Annotated in this window: 9 protein-coding genes; 8 read left to right on the top strand and 1 reads right to left on the bottom strand. The window is 74.3% G+C overall.

Going from position 1 to position 17,172, the window contains the following annotated elements; genetic code table 11:
* The first annotated feature begins 80 nt into the window (after positions 1 to 80).
* Positions 81 to 1,589, top strand: coding sequence for an IMP dehydrogenase (guaB, locus tag ABZ340_RS16715; RefSeq protein WP_358782515.1), 1,509 nt, complete (start codon positions 81 to 83; stop codon positions 1,587 to 1,589).
* A 107-nt stretch (positions 1,590 to 1,696) separates the two neighbouring features.
* The gene (locus ABZ340_RS16710; RefSeq protein ID WP_358782514.1) at positions 1,697 to 2,821 is read left to right on the top strand and encodes a GuaB3 family IMP dehydrogenase-related protein; all 1,125 of its coding nucleotides are present in this window, start codon (positions 1,697 to 1,699) and stop codon (positions 2,819 to 2,821) included.
* A 550-nt stretch (positions 2,822 to 3,371) separates the two neighbouring features.
* Here the strand turns inward: ABZ340_RS16710 and ABZ340_RS16705 are convergent.
* Positions 3,372 to 4,580 (bottom strand): nucleotide sugar dehydrogenase, encoded by a 1,209-nt coding sequence (locus tag ABZ340_RS16705; protein ID WP_358782513.1) that lies wholly within the window; start codon positions 4,578 to 4,580, stop codon positions 3,372 to 3,374.
* A 277-nt stretch (positions 4,581 to 4,857) separates the two neighbouring features.
* Here ABZ340_RS16705 and ABZ340_RS16700 point away from each other — a divergent pair, with 277 nt between their 5' ends.
* The 6 genes from ABZ340_RS16700 (at position 4,858) to ABZ340_RS16675 (ending at position 17,158) form a co-directional block, all read left to right on the top strand.
* Positions 4,858 to 6,564 carry a glycerol-3-phosphate dehydrogenase/oxidase gene (locus tag ABZ340_RS16700; RefSeq protein ID WP_358782512.1) on the top strand — a complete coding sequence of 569 codons (1,707 nt, stop codon included), beginning with the start codon at positions 4,858 to 4,860 and terminating at the stop codon, positions 6,562 to 6,564.
* 419 nt (positions 6,565 to 6,983) lie between these two features.
* A complete protein-coding gene (locus ABZ340_RS16695; RefSeq protein ID WP_358782511.1) occupies positions 6,984 to 9,059 on the top strand; it encodes a serine/threonine-protein kinase in 2,076 nt (691 codons plus the stop codon).
* Positions 9,060 to 9,213: 154 nt separating this feature from the next.
* The gene (locus tag ABZ340_RS16690; protein WP_358782510.1) at positions 9,214 to 11,925 is read left to right on the top strand and encodes a protein kinase; all 2,712 of its coding nucleotides are present in this window, start codon (positions 9,214 to 9,216) and stop codon (positions 11,923 to 11,925) included.
* Between the two features lie 158 nt (positions 11,926 to 12,083).
* Complete coding sequence (locus ABZ340_RS16685; RefSeq protein WP_358782564.1) at positions 12,084 to 13,940, top strand: serine/threonine-protein kinase; 1,857 nt, start codon at positions 12,084 to 12,086, stop codon at positions 13,938 to 13,940.
* A gap of 79 nt (positions 13,941 to 14,019) precedes the next feature.
* Positions 14,020 to 15,252, top strand: coding sequence for a serine/threonine-protein kinase (locus ABZ340_RS16680; protein ID WP_358782509.1), 1,233 nt, complete (start codon positions 14,020 to 14,022; stop codon positions 15,250 to 15,252).
* Between the two features lie 292 nt (positions 15,253 to 15,544).
* Complete coding sequence (locus tag ABZ340_RS16675) at positions 15,545 to 17,158, top strand: succinic semialdehyde dehydrogenase (RefSeq protein WP_358782508.1); 1,614 nt, start codon at positions 15,545 to 15,547, stop codon at positions 17,156 to 17,158.
* Positions 17,159 to 17,172: the final 14 nt, after the last annotated feature.

The raw sequence follows: 17,172 nt of genomic DNA, 5'->3' as shown, positions 1-17,172 counted from the left end.
CCATGATCGTGGAATGAGACACGTCCACTTCCCGTTAGCATGGACATCCGCACCGATCAAGGCCATTTGGGGAAGGTGTCATGACTGCCAACGTCGACGGAGTGCCCGGAAAATTCGCGACACTCGGGCTGACCTACGACGACGTGCTGCTGCTGCCGGGCCCGTCGGACATGGCACCCGACGAGATCGACACCGCCTCGTACGTCTCCAAGAACGTGCGGGTGAACATCCCGCTGCTGTCCGCCGCCATGGACAAGGTCACCGAGTCGCGCATGGCGATCGCGATGGCCCGCCAGGGCGGCGTCGGCGTGCTGCACCGCAACCTGTCCATCGAGGACCAGGCCAACCAGGTCGACCTGGTCAAGCGCTCCGAGTCCGGCATGGTGGCCAACCCGATCACCATTCACCCGGACGCGACCCTCGCCGAGGCCGACGCGCTGTGCGCCCGGTTCCGCATCAGCGGCGTCCCGGTCACCGACCCGGCGGGCAAGCTGCTCGGCATCGTCACCAACCGCGACATGGCCTTCGAGACCGACCGCGCCCGCCGGGTGCGCGAGGTCATGACGCCGATGCCGCTGGTCACCGGCAAGGTCGGCATCTCCGGCCACGAGGCCGTGGAGCTGCTGCGCAAGCACAAGATCGAGAAGCTGCCGCTCGTCGACGACGACGGCGTCCTCAAGGGCCTGATCACGGTCAAGGACTTCGTGAAGGCGGAGAAGTACCCCAACGCCGCCAAGGACGCCGAGGGCCGCCTGCTGGTCGGCGCCGCGGTCGGTGTCGCCGGGGACGCCTTCGAGCGCGCCCAGGCCCTGATCGAGAAGGGCGTCGACTTCATCGTCGTCGACACCGCCCACGGCCACTCCCGCCTGGTCGGCGACATGGTCGCCAAGATCAAGTCGAACTCCTCCGGCGTCGACGTCATCGGCGGCAACATCGCCACGCGTGACGGCGCCCAGGCGCTGGTCGACGCGGGCGCCGACGGCATCAAGGTCGGTGTCGGCCCCGGCTCCATCTGCACCACCCGCGTCGTCGCCGGCGTCGGCGTCCCGCAGGTCACCGCGATCTACGAGGCCGCGCTCGCCGCCAAGGAGGCCGGCGTCCCGGTCATCGGCGACGGCGGCCTCCAGTACTCCGGCGACATCGCCAAGGCCCTGGTCGCGGGCGCCGACACGGTGATGCTGGGCTCGCTGCTCGCGGGCTGCGAGGAGTCGCCGGGCGAGCTGATGTTCATCAACGGCAAGCAGTTCAAGTCGTACCGCGGCATGGGCTCGCTGGGCGCCATGCAGTCCCGCGGCGACCGCAAGTCGTTCTCCAAGGACCGCTACTTCCAGGAGGGCGTCGCCTCCGACGAGCAGCTCGTCCCCGAGGGCATCGAGGGCCAGGTGCCCTACCGCGGCCCGCTCTCCTCGGTCGTCCACCAGCTCGTCGGCGGCCTGCGCCAGTCGATGTTCTACGTCGGCGGCCGGACCATCCCCGAGCTCCAGGACCGCGGCCGGTTCGTCCGGATCACCTCCGCGGGCCTGAAGGAGAGCCACCCGCACGACATCCAGATGACCGTCGAGGCGCCGAACTACAGCGCCAAGCGGTGAGACGCCGATGAGACGGAGGCGGCCCCGGAACGGTCCGGGGCCGCCTTCGCCGTACCCGTCGGGGATACTGGAAGGCGCTGAAACGCATCAGGGAAAGGCCACACATCGTGACTGAGATCGAGATCGGGCGCGGCAAGCGCGGCCGCCGGGCGTACGCCTTCGACGACATCGCCGTCGTCCCCAGCCGCCGTACGCGGGACCCGAAGGAGGTCTCGATCGCCTGGCAGATCGACGCCTACCGCTTCGAGCTGCCCTTCCTGGCCGCTCCCATGGACTCGGTCGTCTCCCCGGCCACCGCCATCCGCATCGGTGAGCTCGGCGGCCTCGGCGTGCTCAACCTGGAAGGGCTGTGGACGCGGTACGAGGACCCGCAGCCGCTGCTCGACGAGATCGCCGAGCTGCCCGAGGACGCCGCGACCCGCCGCCTCCAGGAGATCTACGCCGCGCCGATCAAGGAGGAGCTGATCGGGCGGCGCATCAAGGAGGTGCGCGACTCGGGCGTGGTCACCGCCGCCGCGCTCTCCCCGCAGCGCACCGCCCAGTTCTCCAAGGCCGTCGTGGATGCGGGCGTGGACATCTTCGTCATCCGGGGCACGACCGTCTCGGCGGAGCACGTGTCCTCCTCGCACGAGCCGCTGAACCTGAAGCAGTTCATCTACGAGCTCGACGTCCCGGTGATCGTCGGTGGCTGCGCCACCTACACCGCCGCCCTGCACCTGATGCGCACCGGCGCGGCGGGCGTCCTCGTCGGCTTCGGCGGCGGCGCCGCGCACACCACGCGCAACGTGCTCGGCATCCAGGTCCCCATGGCCACCGCGGTCGCCGACGTGGCCGCCGCCCGCCGGGACTACATGGACGAGTCCGGCGGCCGGTACGTGCACGTGATCGCGGACGGCGGCGTCGGCTGGTCCGGCGACCTGCCCAAGGCGATCGCCTGCGGCGCCGACGCGGTGATGATGGGCTCCCCGCTCGCCCGCGCGACCGACGCGCCGGGCAAGGGCCACCACTGGGGCATGGAGGCCGTCAACGAGGAGCTGCCGCGCGGCAAGAAGGTCGGCCTCGGCACGGTCGGCACCATCGAGGAGATCCTCACCGGCCCGTCCCACACCCCCGACGGCTCGATGAACTTCTTCGGCGCCCTGCGCCGCGCCATGGCCACGACCGGCTACAGCGAGCTCAAGGAGTTCCAGCGGGTCGAGGTGACGGTGGCGGACTCGCAGCACCGGCGGTAGGCAAGCCCCACGGCACGGGAAAGGGCCGGTCATCCGAGTGCTCGGGTGACCGGCCCTTTCGCGTGTCGCGCGGTGCCCGCGGGGGCGCGTCGTGGGGGTGGGGGCGCGTGGTTGCGTTCCGGGCGAATGGGGGCCGAACGGGCGTAGAGGGGCGGTAGTGTCCTGCCCGGCGACCCGGTTCTTCGGGGCGCCCCCTTCCAAGGAAACCGTTCCGGACCCCGGCCCTCGGGGCCCGGCCCGATTCCGAACGGACCGTCCACCGGGCCACTGGGCGGCTCGTGGAAGGGGGCGCGCCCATGGGACGCCACCGCAAGCCCACCGCCTGGGATCGCATCCGGCTTCGGCTGGTGAAGTTCCGGAGGAGGTGGTTCTTGTGGCTCTACGGCCGCTGAGCGGCCACCCCTACGAGAACTAGGGGTGGACACTCCGTTCCAACGGCCAGGAGTCCTCCGCAGTGGCCTCTGTGGAGGGCTCCGCCTGCCCCCACGGTACCGACGCGGGATATCGCACGCCACCAGCTCCGGAGGCTCCACGCCGGCACGCGCCCCCTTCACAACCGGTGCGCCGCCCCCGTGGGTGTCGCCCCCCGCGTGTCCAGGAGCAGTTGCGCCTTCACCGACAGGCCCTGGAGGTCGTACGTGCGGTGCTGCTGGAGGAGGATCGTCAGGTCGGCCTCGGCGGCGGCCTCGTAGAGGGAGTCGGCGCGGGGGACGGGGCGGTCCAGGACGGTCCAGGACGGGACGTGCGGGTCGTGGTAGCTGAGGGAGGCGCCGAGCTCCATCAGGCGGACGGCGATCTCCCGGGCGGGGGCCGCCTGCTGGTCGGCGAGGTCCGCCTTGTAGGTGACGCCGAGGAGCAGGACGCGGGCGCCGCGCGCGGACTTGCCGTGCTCGTTGAGGAGGGCGGCGGCGCGCTGGACGACGTACCGGGGCATCTGGCTGTTGACCTGCTGGGCCAGTTCCACCATGCGCAGGGTGCGGCCGGTGCGGCCGGCCAGGTCCTGGGGGACGGAGTGGCCGCCGACGCCGGGGCCGGGGCGGAAGGGGAGGAAGCCGAACGGCTTGGTCTCCGCGCAGCGGATGACGTCCCACAGGTCGACGCCGAGGTCGTGGCAGAGGACCGCCATCTCGTTCACGAGTGCGATGTTCACATGGCGGAAGTTGGTCTCCAGCAGCTGGACCGTCTCCGCCTCGCGCGGGCCCCGGGCGCGGACCACCTTGTCGGTGAGGCGGCCGTAGAACGTGGCGGCCGACTCGGTGCAGGCGGGGGTGAGGCCGCCGATGACCCGGGGAGTGTTGGCGGGAGTGAAGTCGCGGTTGCCGGGATCGACGCGGCTGGGGGAGTAGGCGAGGTGGAAGTCGCGCCCGGCGCGCAGCCCCGAGCCCTCCTCCAGGAGCGGGCGGAGGAAGTCCTCCGTGGTGCCCGGCCGCACCGGCGACTCCAGGATCACGGTGGTGTGCGGGCGCAGATGGCCGGCGAGCGTGCGGGCCGCGGCCTCGACCTGGGCCAGGTCGGGGCCGCCGTCCGCGCCCGGCGGGGTCGGGGCGCAGATGACCGCGGTGCGCACCCGGCCGAGCTCGGCCGGGGACGCGGCCGTCCGGAAGCCCCCCGAGAGCATCCGGCGCAGTTCGGCGGGGGTGAGCGGACCGGCCTCGGGGCCGGTGCGGTAACCCAGGGTGGTGATGCCGGCGGCGACGGCGGCCTGGGCCAGGGGCAGGCCGTACGGGCCGAGTCCGATGACGGCGAGATCTGCGGGCATGGCGTGGGCCGTCCTTCCCAGTAACCGAAGCGGGGCGGGTGCGCAAGCCCGGTGGACAGGACGGGCGAGCGCACTGTCAGACTAGGAGTAAATATGACCGATTTGCGGGATTGGTCGGCCGAGTTTCGGTGAGTGTTGGGGCCGGTGTCGTCCACAGGGCGAGGGCGCGTGGTGGCTGAAGTCGGGCATCCCGGTCAGAATTCGGTCATGGGGGGTACCGGGGAACCGGGCTTCGCCCGACGGGTGCGGCCGACGCGACGGACAGCGGGAGGCAGCGGTGAGGACAGCGACACTGGGGCCGGCGCAGCGAGCCGAGTCGCTCGCGGCGATGACCGAGCGGGAACTGGACGTACTCGTCGTGGGGGGAGGCGTGGTCGGCGCGGGCACGGCCCTCGACGCCGCCACCCGGGGTCTGGCCACCGGCCTGGTCGAGGCGCGTGACTGGGCGTCGGGCACCTCCAGCAGGTCCAGCAAGCTCATCCACGGCGGCCTGCGCTACCTGGAGATGCTCGACTTCGCGCTCGTCCGGGAGGCGCTCAAGGAGCGCGGCCTGCTGCTGGAACGGCTCGCGCCGCACCTGGTGAAGCCGGTGCCGTTCCTGTACCCGTTGCAGCACAAGGGCTGGGAGCGGCTGTACGCCGGTTCGGGCGTCGCCCTGTACGACGCCATGTCGATGGCCCGCGGGCACGGCCGCGGCCTGCCCCTGCACCGCCACCTGAGCCGCCGTCACGCCCTGCGGGTCGCCCCCTGCCTGAAGAAGGACGCGCTGGTCGGCGCGCTCCAGTACTACGACGCCCAGATGGACGACGCCCGGTTCGTCGCCACCCTCGTCCGCACGGCGGTGGCGTACGGCGCCCTGGCCGCCAACCGGGCCCGCGTGACCGGATTCCTGCGCGAGGGCGAACGGGTCGTCGGCGCCCGGGTGCAGGACGTCGAGGCGGGCGGCGAGTACGAGATCCGCGCCAAACAGGTCGTCAACGCCACCGGCGTGTGGACCGACGACACGCAGGCGATGGTGGGGGAGCGCGGCCAGTTCCACGTCCGCGCCTCCAAGGGCATCCACCTGGTCGTCCCCAAGGACCGCATCCACTCCACGACCGGGCTGATCCTGCGCACCGAGAAGTCCGTGCTGTTCGTCATCCCCTGGGGCCGGCACTGGATCGTCGGCACCACCGACACCGACTGGGACCTGGACAAGGCGCACCCGGCCGCCTCCAGCGCGGACATCGACTACCTGCTGGAACACGTCAACTCGGTCCTCGCCATACCGCTGACCAGGGACGACGTCGAGGGCGTGTACGCGGGCCTGCGCCCGCTGCTGGCCGGCGAGTCCGACGCCACCAGCAAGCTGTCGCGCGAGCACACCGTGGCCCACCCCGTGCCGGGGCTGGTCGTCATCGCGGGCGGCAAGTACACGACGTACCGGGTGATGGCCAAGGACGCCGTGGACGAGGCCGTGCACGGGCTGGACCTGCGGGTCGCCGACTGCGTCACCGAGGACGTCCCGCTGCTCGGCGCCGAGGGCTACCGGGCGATGTGGAACGCGCGGGCGCGGATAGCGGCCCGCGCCGGGCTGCACGTCGTCCGCGTGGAGCACCTGCTGAACCGGTACGGCTCGATGGCCGAGGAGGTCCTGGCCCTGATCGCCGACGACCCCTCCCTGGGGGCGCCGCTCCACTGCGCCGACGACTACCTGCGCGCCGAGGTCGTCTACGCCGCCTCCCACGAGGGCGCCCGCCACCTGGACGACGTACTGACCCGGCGCACCCGCATCTCCATCGAGACCTTCGACCGGGGCACCCGCAGCGCCCGCGAGGCCGCCGAGCTGATGGCGCCGGTGCTGGGCTGGGACCGCGACCAGATCGAACGGGAGGTCCAGCACTACGAGAAACGGGTGGAGGCCGAGCGGGAGTCGCAGCGCCAGCCGGACGACCTGACGGCGGACGCGGCCCGGCTCGGGGCACCGGACATCGTGCCGCTGTAGAGGGTGCCGTTTCGGGGCACTCAGGACACTCGGGAAGGCTCCGGGATGCTCGGGGAGGCTTCGGGGCGCTCGGGAAGGCTCCGGGATGCTCGGGGAGGCTTCGGGTCGCTCGGGGAGGCTTCGGGATGCTCGGGGAGGCTTCGGGTCGCTCGGGGAGAGGAGGAAAGGGCACGGCGGACAAGTGCGGTGACGGCCGGTCAGCGGACGGCCGGTGCCGCCGCGCCGGGCGCGTCCCCTCGCCCGCGGCCCGGTGGGGCCCGGCGCGGCGGCGTCCTCGCGCGGGCCTGCGGAACGCGCGGTTCACCGGTTGGCGCGCCGCCCGGGGACGGGCACGCCGCCAGGGGACACCCTGGGCGTCGAGCACTTGTCGGGTGAGAGACAATGAAGGCTCTGTCAGGGCGGGTTGCATGAGGGGACGCATGTCGGAGGCGGAGCGGGCGGGGACACCCCGTCAGGACAAGAGCGCACGTCTCCTCGCCGGGCGGTACCGGCTGGGAGACGTGCTCGGCCGCGGCGGCATGGGCACGGTGTGGCGGGCCGAGGACGAGACCCTGGGGCGCACGGTCGCCGTCAAGGAGCTGCGGTTCCCGTCGAACATCGACGAGGAGGAGAAGCGCCGCCTGATCACGCGCACGCTGCGCGAGGCCAAGGCGATCGCGCGGATCCGCAACAACAGCGCCGTGACGGTCTTCGACGTGGTCCAGGAGGACGACCGGCCCTGGATCGTCATGGAGCTGGTCGAGGGCAAGTCGCTGGCCGAGGTCATCCGCGAGGACGGCCTGCTGGACCCGAAGCGGGCGGCGGAGGTCGGCCTCGCCGTCCTCGACGTGCTGCGCTCCGCGCACCGCGAGGGCATCCTGCACCGCGACGTGAAGCCGTCCAACGTGCTCATCGCCGAGGACGGCCGGGTCGTGCTCACCGACTTCGGCATCGCCCAGGTCGAGGGCGACCCGTCCATCACCTCCACCGGCATGCTCGTCGGCGCGCCCTCCTACATCTCCCCCGAGCGGGCGCGCGGCCACAAGCCGGGCCCGGCGGCCGACCTGTGGTCGCTCGGCGGCCTGCTGTACGCGGCGGTGGAGGGCGTCCCCCCGTACGACAAGGGGTCCGCGATCGCCACGCTCACCGCGGTGATGACCGAGCAGCTGGAGGAACCCAAGAACGCCGGTCCGCTGCGCGACGTCATCTACGGACTGCTCACCAAGGACCCCGCCCAGCGCCTCGACGACGCCGGGGCCCGCGCCATGCTCAACGCGGTCATCCACGGGTCCGGCTCCGGCTCCGGGGGCGGCCGGCCGGAACCGATGGACGCGACGAAGGTCGTACCCCTGCCGGCGCAGCCGGACCGGGGAGCGGGCGGAGGCGGTCCGGGCGCCGGGGCCAAGCGGGCCGAGGAGCCCGGGGAGCGGCTGCGCGGGGCCCTGCGGTCCGTGCGCAAGGCCGCCGTCGCGGCGGGGGCGGCCGGTACGGCGGCCACGTCCCGCGGCCGGTCCGGTGACGGCCCGGCCGCGTCCGGCACCACCGGCGGGTCCGCCGGGGTGCGCGGGACCGGTCCGGCCGGTCCCGGTGGTGCCGCACCGGCGGCGGCGGGCGTCCGGGGCGCACGCGCCGCGGCACCGGTCGCCGGGGCCGCGAACGGCGCGGCCGGGCGGAGCGGTTCGGGCTGGCCGGTGGTGTCCCCGCCGGACCTGCCGCCCCGGCCCGTGCCCAAGGCGTCGCTCACCGACGTGGTGCCCCGGCGGACCCTGGTGATCATCGCGGTGGTCGTGGTGCTCGCCGTCCTCGGTGTCGTGCTGGCCTTCGCGCTCGGCGGCGACGACGAGGGCACGCAGGGTGCCGGGAGCGGCAGCGGCGGCAGGCCCGCCGTGAGCGCCAGTGCCAGTGGCGACACCGGGCAGGACGGCGGGGGCGGGGCCCGTACGGACGGTGCGGCCGGGGAGTCGGCGTCCACGGACGCGACACCGGGTGGCACGCCGGGCGGTACGTCGAGCGGTACGCCGGGCGCCGGCGCGGGGGCGGGCGCCTCCACCGGCGCCGGTGACGGGAAGGACTCCGGCGACGACGGCGCCGCCACCACCCACCAGGGCAAGCAGGGCTACACGATCGGGCTGCCCGAGGGCTGGAGCTACCGGTCCAGCGACGCCGCCGGAGACCGGTTCACCGGGCCCCGCGGGCAGAAGCTGCTCATCGGCTGGACCTCCACGCCGAAGGACGACCCGGTGGCCGACTGGAAGAACCAGGAACGCTCCATGGTGCGGTCCCAGTACCAGCGCGTCCGCATCGAGAAGGTCGGCTACCGCGGCTGGAACGCGGCCGACTGGGAGTTCACCTACGTGCAGGGCGGCACCAAGTACCGCTCCGTCGACCGCGGGTTCGTCGTCAACGACCACCAGGGCTACGGACTGATGTACACGGCGAAGGCCGCCGACTGGGGCAGCGATCTGCGCAAGGACACCTGGCGCACGCTGACGCGCACCTTCGAACCGAAGGCGTGAGCCGGGACCTTCCGGGTTCGCCGGTCTGATATCCGGCATCCTCTCTTTGCGGGTTGCCTCCGGCACGTATCGTGAGTGCTTGCGGACCGTACGCAGCCGTCAACGGGCCGCGGGGCGAACGGAATCGACCGACCGGGCTGCCGGGGGAGGCAACGTGGACGACTACGCGGGCCGAGTGCTCGCCGACCGCTATCGCCTGCCGCTGCCGCCGTCCGACGAGTACGAACTCACCGAGACCCGCGCCTTCGACACCTACAGCGGGCAGGAAGTCCTCATCCGGCAGGTGCCGTTGCCGGAGGTCGTCGAGGCGGAGGTGCTCGACGCCGAGGGGCTCCCCGACGGCTTCACGGCCCGGGACGGCGGCGCGCGGCGCCCCGGCGGCCGGCCGCCCGCCGGGCGGGGCGGTCCGCGGCGCCCCGCCGATCCCCTGGTGCGGCGCGCCGTCGAGGCCGCGCAGGCCGCGGCCCGCATCCCCGACCATCCGCGGCTCGACCAGGTCTTCGACGTGTTCGCCGAGGACGGCTCGCTGTGGGTCGTCAGCGAACTCGTCGCCGCCCGGCCGCTGGCGGCGCTCCTCGCCGAGCAGCCGCTGACGCCGTACCGGGCGGCCGAGGTCGCCTCCGACGTCCTCATGGCGCTGCGGGTCCTGCACGGCCACGGCTGGGTGCACCGCAACATCACCGCCCGTACGGTGCTCGTCTGCGACGACGGCCGGGTGATGCTGACCGGTCTCGCGGTCGGCGCGGCGGAGGAGGCGCTGTGCGGGTATGACCCGGTTCCCGTGCCGGAGGGGGAGGCGGGCGAAGGGTCCGGAGGCGAGGGGCCCGGAGACGGGGGTGCCGTCGGTGGGGCCGGGGGGTCTGTCGGCCTCGGTGGCGCTGGTGGCTTTGGTGGTTCCGGTGGGTCTGATGGTCCCGGTGGCTTTGGTGGTTCCGGTGGGCCTGATGGTTCCGGTGGGCCTGATGGTCCCGGTGGCCTTGGTGCTTTTGGTGGTCCCGGTGGTCCGGGTGTTCCCGGCGGCACCGGTGGCGCGCCCGCCGATCCCGAGGCCGCCCGTCGGGCCGCCATCCGGGCGCGGGCCGCCGGAGGGGCGCCGGTTCCCGGCGCGGAGCGGGCCCACGGGGGCCCCGCCGGGCAGGTGCCCGGCCCGTCGGGCACCAGTGGGGACGTCCGGGCTGCCCGGGCCGGGGCGATCGCCGCCTACCGCGCCGGGGCGCGCGCGGCGGCCCGGGTCCAGGAGGCGCAGAACGGCCGGGCGGCCCTGCCCGGCGCCCGCCCGGCCCCCGACGGGCTCCCCGGGTCCGGCCCGCACCTCGCGCGTGACCCGCACCCCGCGTCCGGCGCGAGCCCTCTGCCGGGCGCGCGTCCGGCGTCGTACGCCAACGGCGCGGCCCAGCCGGTCCCCGGCGCCCGCCCCGCCCCCGGGACCGCCCCCGAGGCCGGTTCCGCGCCGGGCCGGATAACCGACCCCTACGGCGTCGGGACGAGCTCCTGGCACGGCGCCGCACCCCGTACGACGGGCGGTGGGCAGGCCCCCGCCGACCGTCCCGCCGCCCCGCACCCCGGCGGCTGGGACGGCCCCGCCGCCGCGGCCCCCGCGCGCCGCGGCCCCGCCACCGCGCTCGCGGCCGAGCGGGCCCGGCAGACGCGGATGGCGGTGGTCGGCCCCGTCACCGAGCGCTGGGCCCCCGAGCAGGCCGGGCCCGTGCACGAGAACTGGCGGCTGGCGCCGCCCATCGGCCCCGCCACCGACCTGTGGGCACTGGGCGCCCTGCTCTTCCGGGCCGTGCAGGGGCACGCGCCCTATCCGGAGGAGTCCACCGCCGAGCTGGTGCAGATGGTGTGCGCGGAGCCGCCGGCGTTCGCCGAGGAGTGCGGGGCGCTCCGGCCGGTCGTGGAGTCGCTGCTGCGCCAGGACCCCACCGAACGCATCGACTTCGAGGAACTGAGCGGCTGGCTCCGCTCGCTGGTGCGTTCCGCGCCCGAGCCGGACGCCGGGCTGCACATCGTCGCCGCCCCGCCCGCCGACACCGGCCGGCTGCCCGTCGTACGCCGCCGGGGCGAGCTGGTGCGCCGGCGGCGGGCCGGGCTGCCCGCGCACCACGGGCGGCACAAGCGGGCCAGGGAGGAGTCCCGTTCCCCGCGCAGCCTCGGCCGCCTCCTGCTGGTGCTGGTCCTGCTCGGCATGGCCGCGGCGATCGCCTACGCGATGCTGTTCATGCCCAAGGCCGGCACGGACGGCGCCGGACCGGCGCGGGACCGCACCGGTGCCGCCGGCGAGGCGAGCCAGGCGCCCCCGCCGTCCCCGGACGCGAGCGGCGAGCCGCCGTCCGGCCGGGAGGGCTCCGGGCGCGGCGACGGCCCCGTGGAGTCGGCGGCGTCCACCGAGGCGCAGACCACCGGCCCGAAGGCCGCCGACGGCTTCACCCTGCGCAAGGACCCGGAGGGCTTCCGCGTCGCCGTCGCCGACGGCTGGAACCGCGCACCCGCAGGCGGCCCCGGCCAGGTCGTGTACTCCCGCGGCGACTTCGAGCTGCTCGTCGTACCGGGCCGGGACAGCGCGCGGGACTACGGCAGCGACCCGATGGCCTACCAGCGCGACAGCGAACGCGAGTTGCAGCCTTACCGCGACTCCAGCTGGGCCACCTCCACCGGGCTGAAGCGCATCGAGGTGGGCGGACGGACCATGGCCGAGGGGCAGTTCACCTGGACCGACGCCCAGGGCCGCGAGCTGTACGTGCGCAACCTCGCCCTGCTGATCGACGGGCGGTACCACGTGGTGCAGGTACGCGGCCCGGAGGCCGAGCGGGACGAGGTGACACGGCTGTACGAGCAGGCCGCGGCGACGTACGCGTACCCGGGCTGACGAGCGTTCAGAGGGCGTAATCGGCGGACCGGTTCACCACCGTCTCCGGAAGCGACAACTGTCACAGTGCGGTCTTGAGAGCACCCCGCCGGTTCCCCGTACGTGGGCCGGTCCTTACGCTGCCCCTGTCAAGACCATTGCGGGGCAACGTGAATCAGATACAGGGGCGGCTCCTGGCGGGCCGCTACCGGCTCGGCGACTCCATCGGCCGCGGCGGCATGGGCCGCGTGTGGCGCGCCCACGACGAGGTGCTGCACCGGACCGTGGCGATCAAGGAGCTGACCGCCGCGCTCTACGTGTCCGACAGCGACCAGGCGGTGCTGCTGGCGCGGACCCGGGCCGAGGCGCGCGCAGCCGCGCGGATCAACCACTCCGCCGTCGTCACCGTGCACGACGTACTCGAACACGACGGCCGGCCGTGGATCGTGATGGAACTCGTCGAGGGCCGCTCGCTCGCCGACGCGGTCAAGGAGGAGGGCCGCGTCGAGCCGCGGGAGGCGGCCCGGATCGGCCTGTGGGTGCTGCGCGCCCTGCGCGCCGCGCACGCCGCCGGGGTGCTGCACCGCGACATCAAGCCCGGCAACGTACTCCTCGGCCACGACGGGCGCGTCCTGCTCACCGACTTCGGCATCGCGCAGATCGAGGGCGACAGCACCATCACCCGCACCGGGGAGGTCGTCGGCTCGGTCGACTACCTGGCGCCCGAGCGGATCCGCGGCCACGATCCCGGGCCCGCCTCCGACCTGTGGGCGCTCGGCGCGACGCTGTACACGGCGGTGGAGGGCAGATCGCCGTTCCGCCGGGCCTCGCCGCTGTCCACCATGCAGGCGGTGGTCCAGGAGGAGGCCGACGCGCCGCGGTACGCCGGTTCGCTCGCGCCCGTCATCAGTGCGCTGCTCCGCAAGGATCCGGCCCTGCGTCCCGGCGCCGAGGCGGCGGAACAGATGCTGGCGGAGGCGGCGGAGGGACGGCGGCCGGACGCCGCGCAGGCGTACGTGGCGACGGAGCGGTACGGGGACCGCGGCGGACGGCCGTACGCCCGTGACGGCCGGGTGGGTCCCGGAAGGGGCGCGGACGGCGGGGGAGCAGCGGGCGCAACGGACACAGCGGGTGCAACGGGCGCAGTGGGCACCGCGGGTGACGGTGGCCGAGGGGGCGGACACGCCGGTACGGACCGGTATCCGGGGCCGGGGCATCCGGGGCCGGGGACGGCCGCGACCGCAGCCGCGACGCCGTATGCGACGCCGTACGCGGCGGCGGTCGGTCCGGCGGCGGTCGGTCCGGCGGCGGTCGGTCCGACGGGGACCGGCTCGGCGGGGACCGGCCTGACGGCGACCCCCGTGCAACCGACGGCCGTCACCGCTCCCGCCCGCCCCCGGCGCCGTCGGCGCACCCTCGTCCTCGTGGCCGTCCTCGCCGCGCTCGCCGGCGGCGGTACGGCCGTGCTGCTGCACGAGGAGGTCGCGGGCGAGCGCCCGCACACCGGCGCGTCCGCCGCTCCGGTCATCACACCCACGACCGCCCCGGAACCGGGAGGAGCCGTTCCGGCCGGCTGGGTCCGCCATGACGACCCGGCGGGTTTCAGCCTCTCCCTCCCCCGGGGCTGGGAGCGGAAGGAATTCGTCACCGACGGCGGTCTGACGCAGATCGACTACACCCCCGACGGCGGCGACCACTTCCTGCGCATCGCCGTCGACACCTCGCCCGACTTCGACACCCCGTACGACCACCAGCTCGACCTGGAGCAGCAGCTCCAGCGGCTGGTCGACTACCGCCGCGTCACCCTGGAGAAGGGCCTCTACCGCGACCGCGCCGCCTCCCGGTGGGAGTACACGTGGACCGCCCTGGCCAAGGACACCTCCTTCCCGGGACCGCGCTGCGCCGTCGAGGAGACGTACCTGTCCCGGGACGGCGTCGAGTACGCCCTCTACATGTCCTCGCCGGCCGAGGACCGGGCGGCCACGCTCCGGCGGTTCCGGACGGTGCTGCAGAGCTGGCGGGAGAAGACCGCCTGACCACCGGTGGCCGTCGGTTGTCGGCCACCCTTGCTCCAGTGTCCCGGAGCCGTTGCGTCCGGTGGGGCATCATGGCCGCATGGTGACCGAGCGGGAGAGCGGGCGTCTCATCGCGGGCCGTTACCGGCTTCAGGACCGGCTCGGGCGCGGTGGCATGGGCGTCGTGTGGCGGGCCACCGACCAGCTGCTCGGACGACAGGTCGCCGTCAAGGAACTCCCCTTCGACGACACCCTCTCCGCGGCCCAGGCCCGGCGCCGGCGCGAGCGCACCCTGCGGGAGGCCCGCGCGGTCGCCCAGCTGAGCCACCCGAACGTCATCGTCGTCCACGACGTCGTCGAGCACGACCAGCGGCCCTACATCGTCATGGAACTGGTCGACGGGGGTTCGCTCGCCGACCGCGTCGCCGCGCACGGCCCGGTCGACGTGCGGGAGGCGGCCCGCATCGGCGTCGCCCTGCTCGGCGCCCTGCGCACCGCGCACGCGGCCGGGGTGCTGCACCGTGACGTGAAGCCCTCCAACGTGCTGATCGCCGAGGACGGCCGGGTCGTCCTCACCGACTTCGGCGTCGCCCACGTCGCGGGCACCAGCACGCTCACCGAGAACGGCACGCTGGTCGGCTCGCCCGAGTACACCGCCCCCGAGCGGATGTCCGGCGTCCGGACCGGGCCCGAGTCCGACCTGTGGTCGCTGGGCGCGCTGCTGTGCGCGGCCCTCAGCGGCACCTCCCCGTTCCACCGCGACTCGCTGGGCGGCGTCCTGCACGCCGTCGTCTCCGCGGAGATCCGGCCGCCGGCGCAGGCCGGGCCCCTCCTCCCCGTCGTCCAGGGCCTGCTCGAACGCGACCCGGACCGGCGGCTGGACGCGGCGCGGGCGGAGGGGATGCTGCGGGCCTTCCTGGAGACCGGCCGTGCGGTGCCGCCCGCCGGCACCGCGGACCCGCGCCGCTCGGCCCGGAGCGCGCTCATGGCGGCGTTGCTGGTGGCCGCCACCGCGGGCGCGGGGATCTCGGCGGCGGCGCTGCTCGCCGACCGGGAAGGCGCCGGGGACGGTACGCCGACCAGCCCCGCCCCGCGGACTCCGTCGGCCGGACCGCCGACCTCGTCGGCACCCCCGTCCGCGGTGCCGCCGGCTCCCCTGCCCCCGGCCCGGTCGGCGAACCGGTCCCCGGACCCGTCCGCGAACCGGCCCTCGGCCTCGTCCGCGCCCCGGCCCGAGGGCTCGTCCTCGGCTCCGGTTCCGGTTCCGGCTCCGACCGTCTCCACGTCGACGGTCACGGTGACCGTGTCGCCGGGGGCGGACGCGTACGAGTAGGAGGAGACGCACCCCGGCGTCCCGCGCGACAGGGAGGCAGGGGGCAGAGGGCAGGGGGTAGGGGGCAGGAGGGAGGCGGCGAGGGCGGCGAGACGGCGAGGACGGTGAAGGCGGTGAGGGCGGCGAGACGGCGCTCGCGCCCCCGGACAGCGGCGCGTGACCGGCCGAAAGGGACCGCCGACGACCTGATCAGCGCGTTTTTGCCAGCGAACGCTGGCGGAGTGTGAGCGCTCCGTGAATCCCCGTTACCGACGGGTACACAAACCGTTCCCCGCCGCATACCCTGCGGCTCATGACCGACGCGCAGGCCCCGGAGAAGACCGGCACCAATCCCCTCGCCCCCGCCCCGGCGGGCGCCCGCACCGCCGCCGACGTGGTCACCCCCGAGCTGGTCGCCCAGCTCACCAAGGGCGTCACCGGCTCCGGACGCACCGCCAACCACACCCCGCTCACCGGCGAGAAGCTGGCCGACCTGCCCGAGTCGACGCCCGAGGACGTGGCCCGGGCGTACGAACTGGCCCGCGCCGCCCAGTCCGTCTGGGCGCAGACCCCCGTACGGCAGCGCGCGGCCGTCCTGCTGCGCTTCCACGACCTGGTGCTGGAGCGCCAGGCCGAGGTGCTCGACCTGATCCAGCTGGAGACCGGCAAGGCCCGTCTGCACGCCCACGAGGAGGTGCAGGCCGTCGCCGTCGCCGCCCGGCACTACGGTCGCCGGGCCGCCGCCTACCTGCGGCCGAGGCGGCACGCCGGCGCCGTACCGGGCCTGACCAAGGTCACCGAACTGCGCCACCCGCGCGGGGTCGTCGGCCAGATCGCCCCCTGGAACTACCCCCTGGAGCTGTCCGTCGGCGACGCGCTGCCGGCCTTCGTCGCGGGCAACGCGGTGGTGATGAAGCCGGACACGGAGACCTGCCTGACCGCGCTGTGGGCCCGTGACCTGCTCATCGAGGCCGGACTGCCCGCCGAGGTCTTCCAGGTCGTCCTCGGCGACGGCCCGGTGATCGGCCCCGAGGTCGTCCGCCACGCCGACTACGTCTCCTTCACCGGCTCCACCCGCACCGGCCGCGAGGTCGCCGAGCGCGCCGCCGCCCGCCTGGTCGGCGTCTCCCTCGAACTCGGCGGCAAGAACGCCATGCTGGTCCTGGAGGACGCCGACATCGAGAAGGCGGCGGCGGGCGCCGTCCGCGCCTGCTTCTCCTCCGCCGGGCAGCTCTGCATCTCCATCGAGCGCCTGTACGTCCACGCGTCGGTCGCGGACGCCTTCCTGGAGCGCTTCGCCGCGCGCACGCGCGCGATGCGGCTGGGCGGCGCGCTGGCCTACGGCGCCGACATGGGGTCGCTGGCCGGCGCCCGCCAGCTGGAAGCCGTCGAACGGCACGTCGCGGACGCCGTGGCCAAGGGCGCGACGGTCGTCACCGGCGGGACCGCCCGCCCGGACATCGGCCCCTACTTCTACGAGCCGACCATCCTCGACGGCGTCACCGAACCCATGGCCGTGTGCGCCGAGGAGACCTTCGGCCCGGTCGTGTCGGTCTACCGCTTCACCACCGAGGAGGAGGCGGTCGAGCGCGCCAACTCCACGCCCTACGGCCTGAACTCCTCCGTGTGGACCACCGACGCCCGCCGCGGCCGGGAGATCGCCGCCCGCCTGCGCACCGGCACCGTCAACATCAACGAGGGCTACGCGCCCGCCTACGGCAGCGCCCAGTCGCCGATGGGCGGCATGAAGGACTCCGGTCTCGGCCGCCGGCACGGCTCCGACGGCATCCTCAAGTACACCGAGGCCCAGACGGTCGCCCACCAGCGGCTGCTGCCGATGGCCCCCTCGCTCGGCATGGACGACGAGCAGTACGCGGCGTTCATGAGCCGGAGCCTGCGCCTGATGAAGGCGTTCCGCTTCCGCTAGGAGCCGCTCGGCTT

This window comes from Streptomyces sp. NPDC006134, assembly GCF_040628835.1.
Classification (GTDB): domain Bacteria; phylum Actinomycetota; class Actinomycetes; order Streptomycetales; family Streptomycetaceae; genus Streptomyces.
The sequence above is the reverse complement of the archived record's forward strand: the minus strand, read 5'-3'. Positions and strand labels throughout refer to the sequence as shown.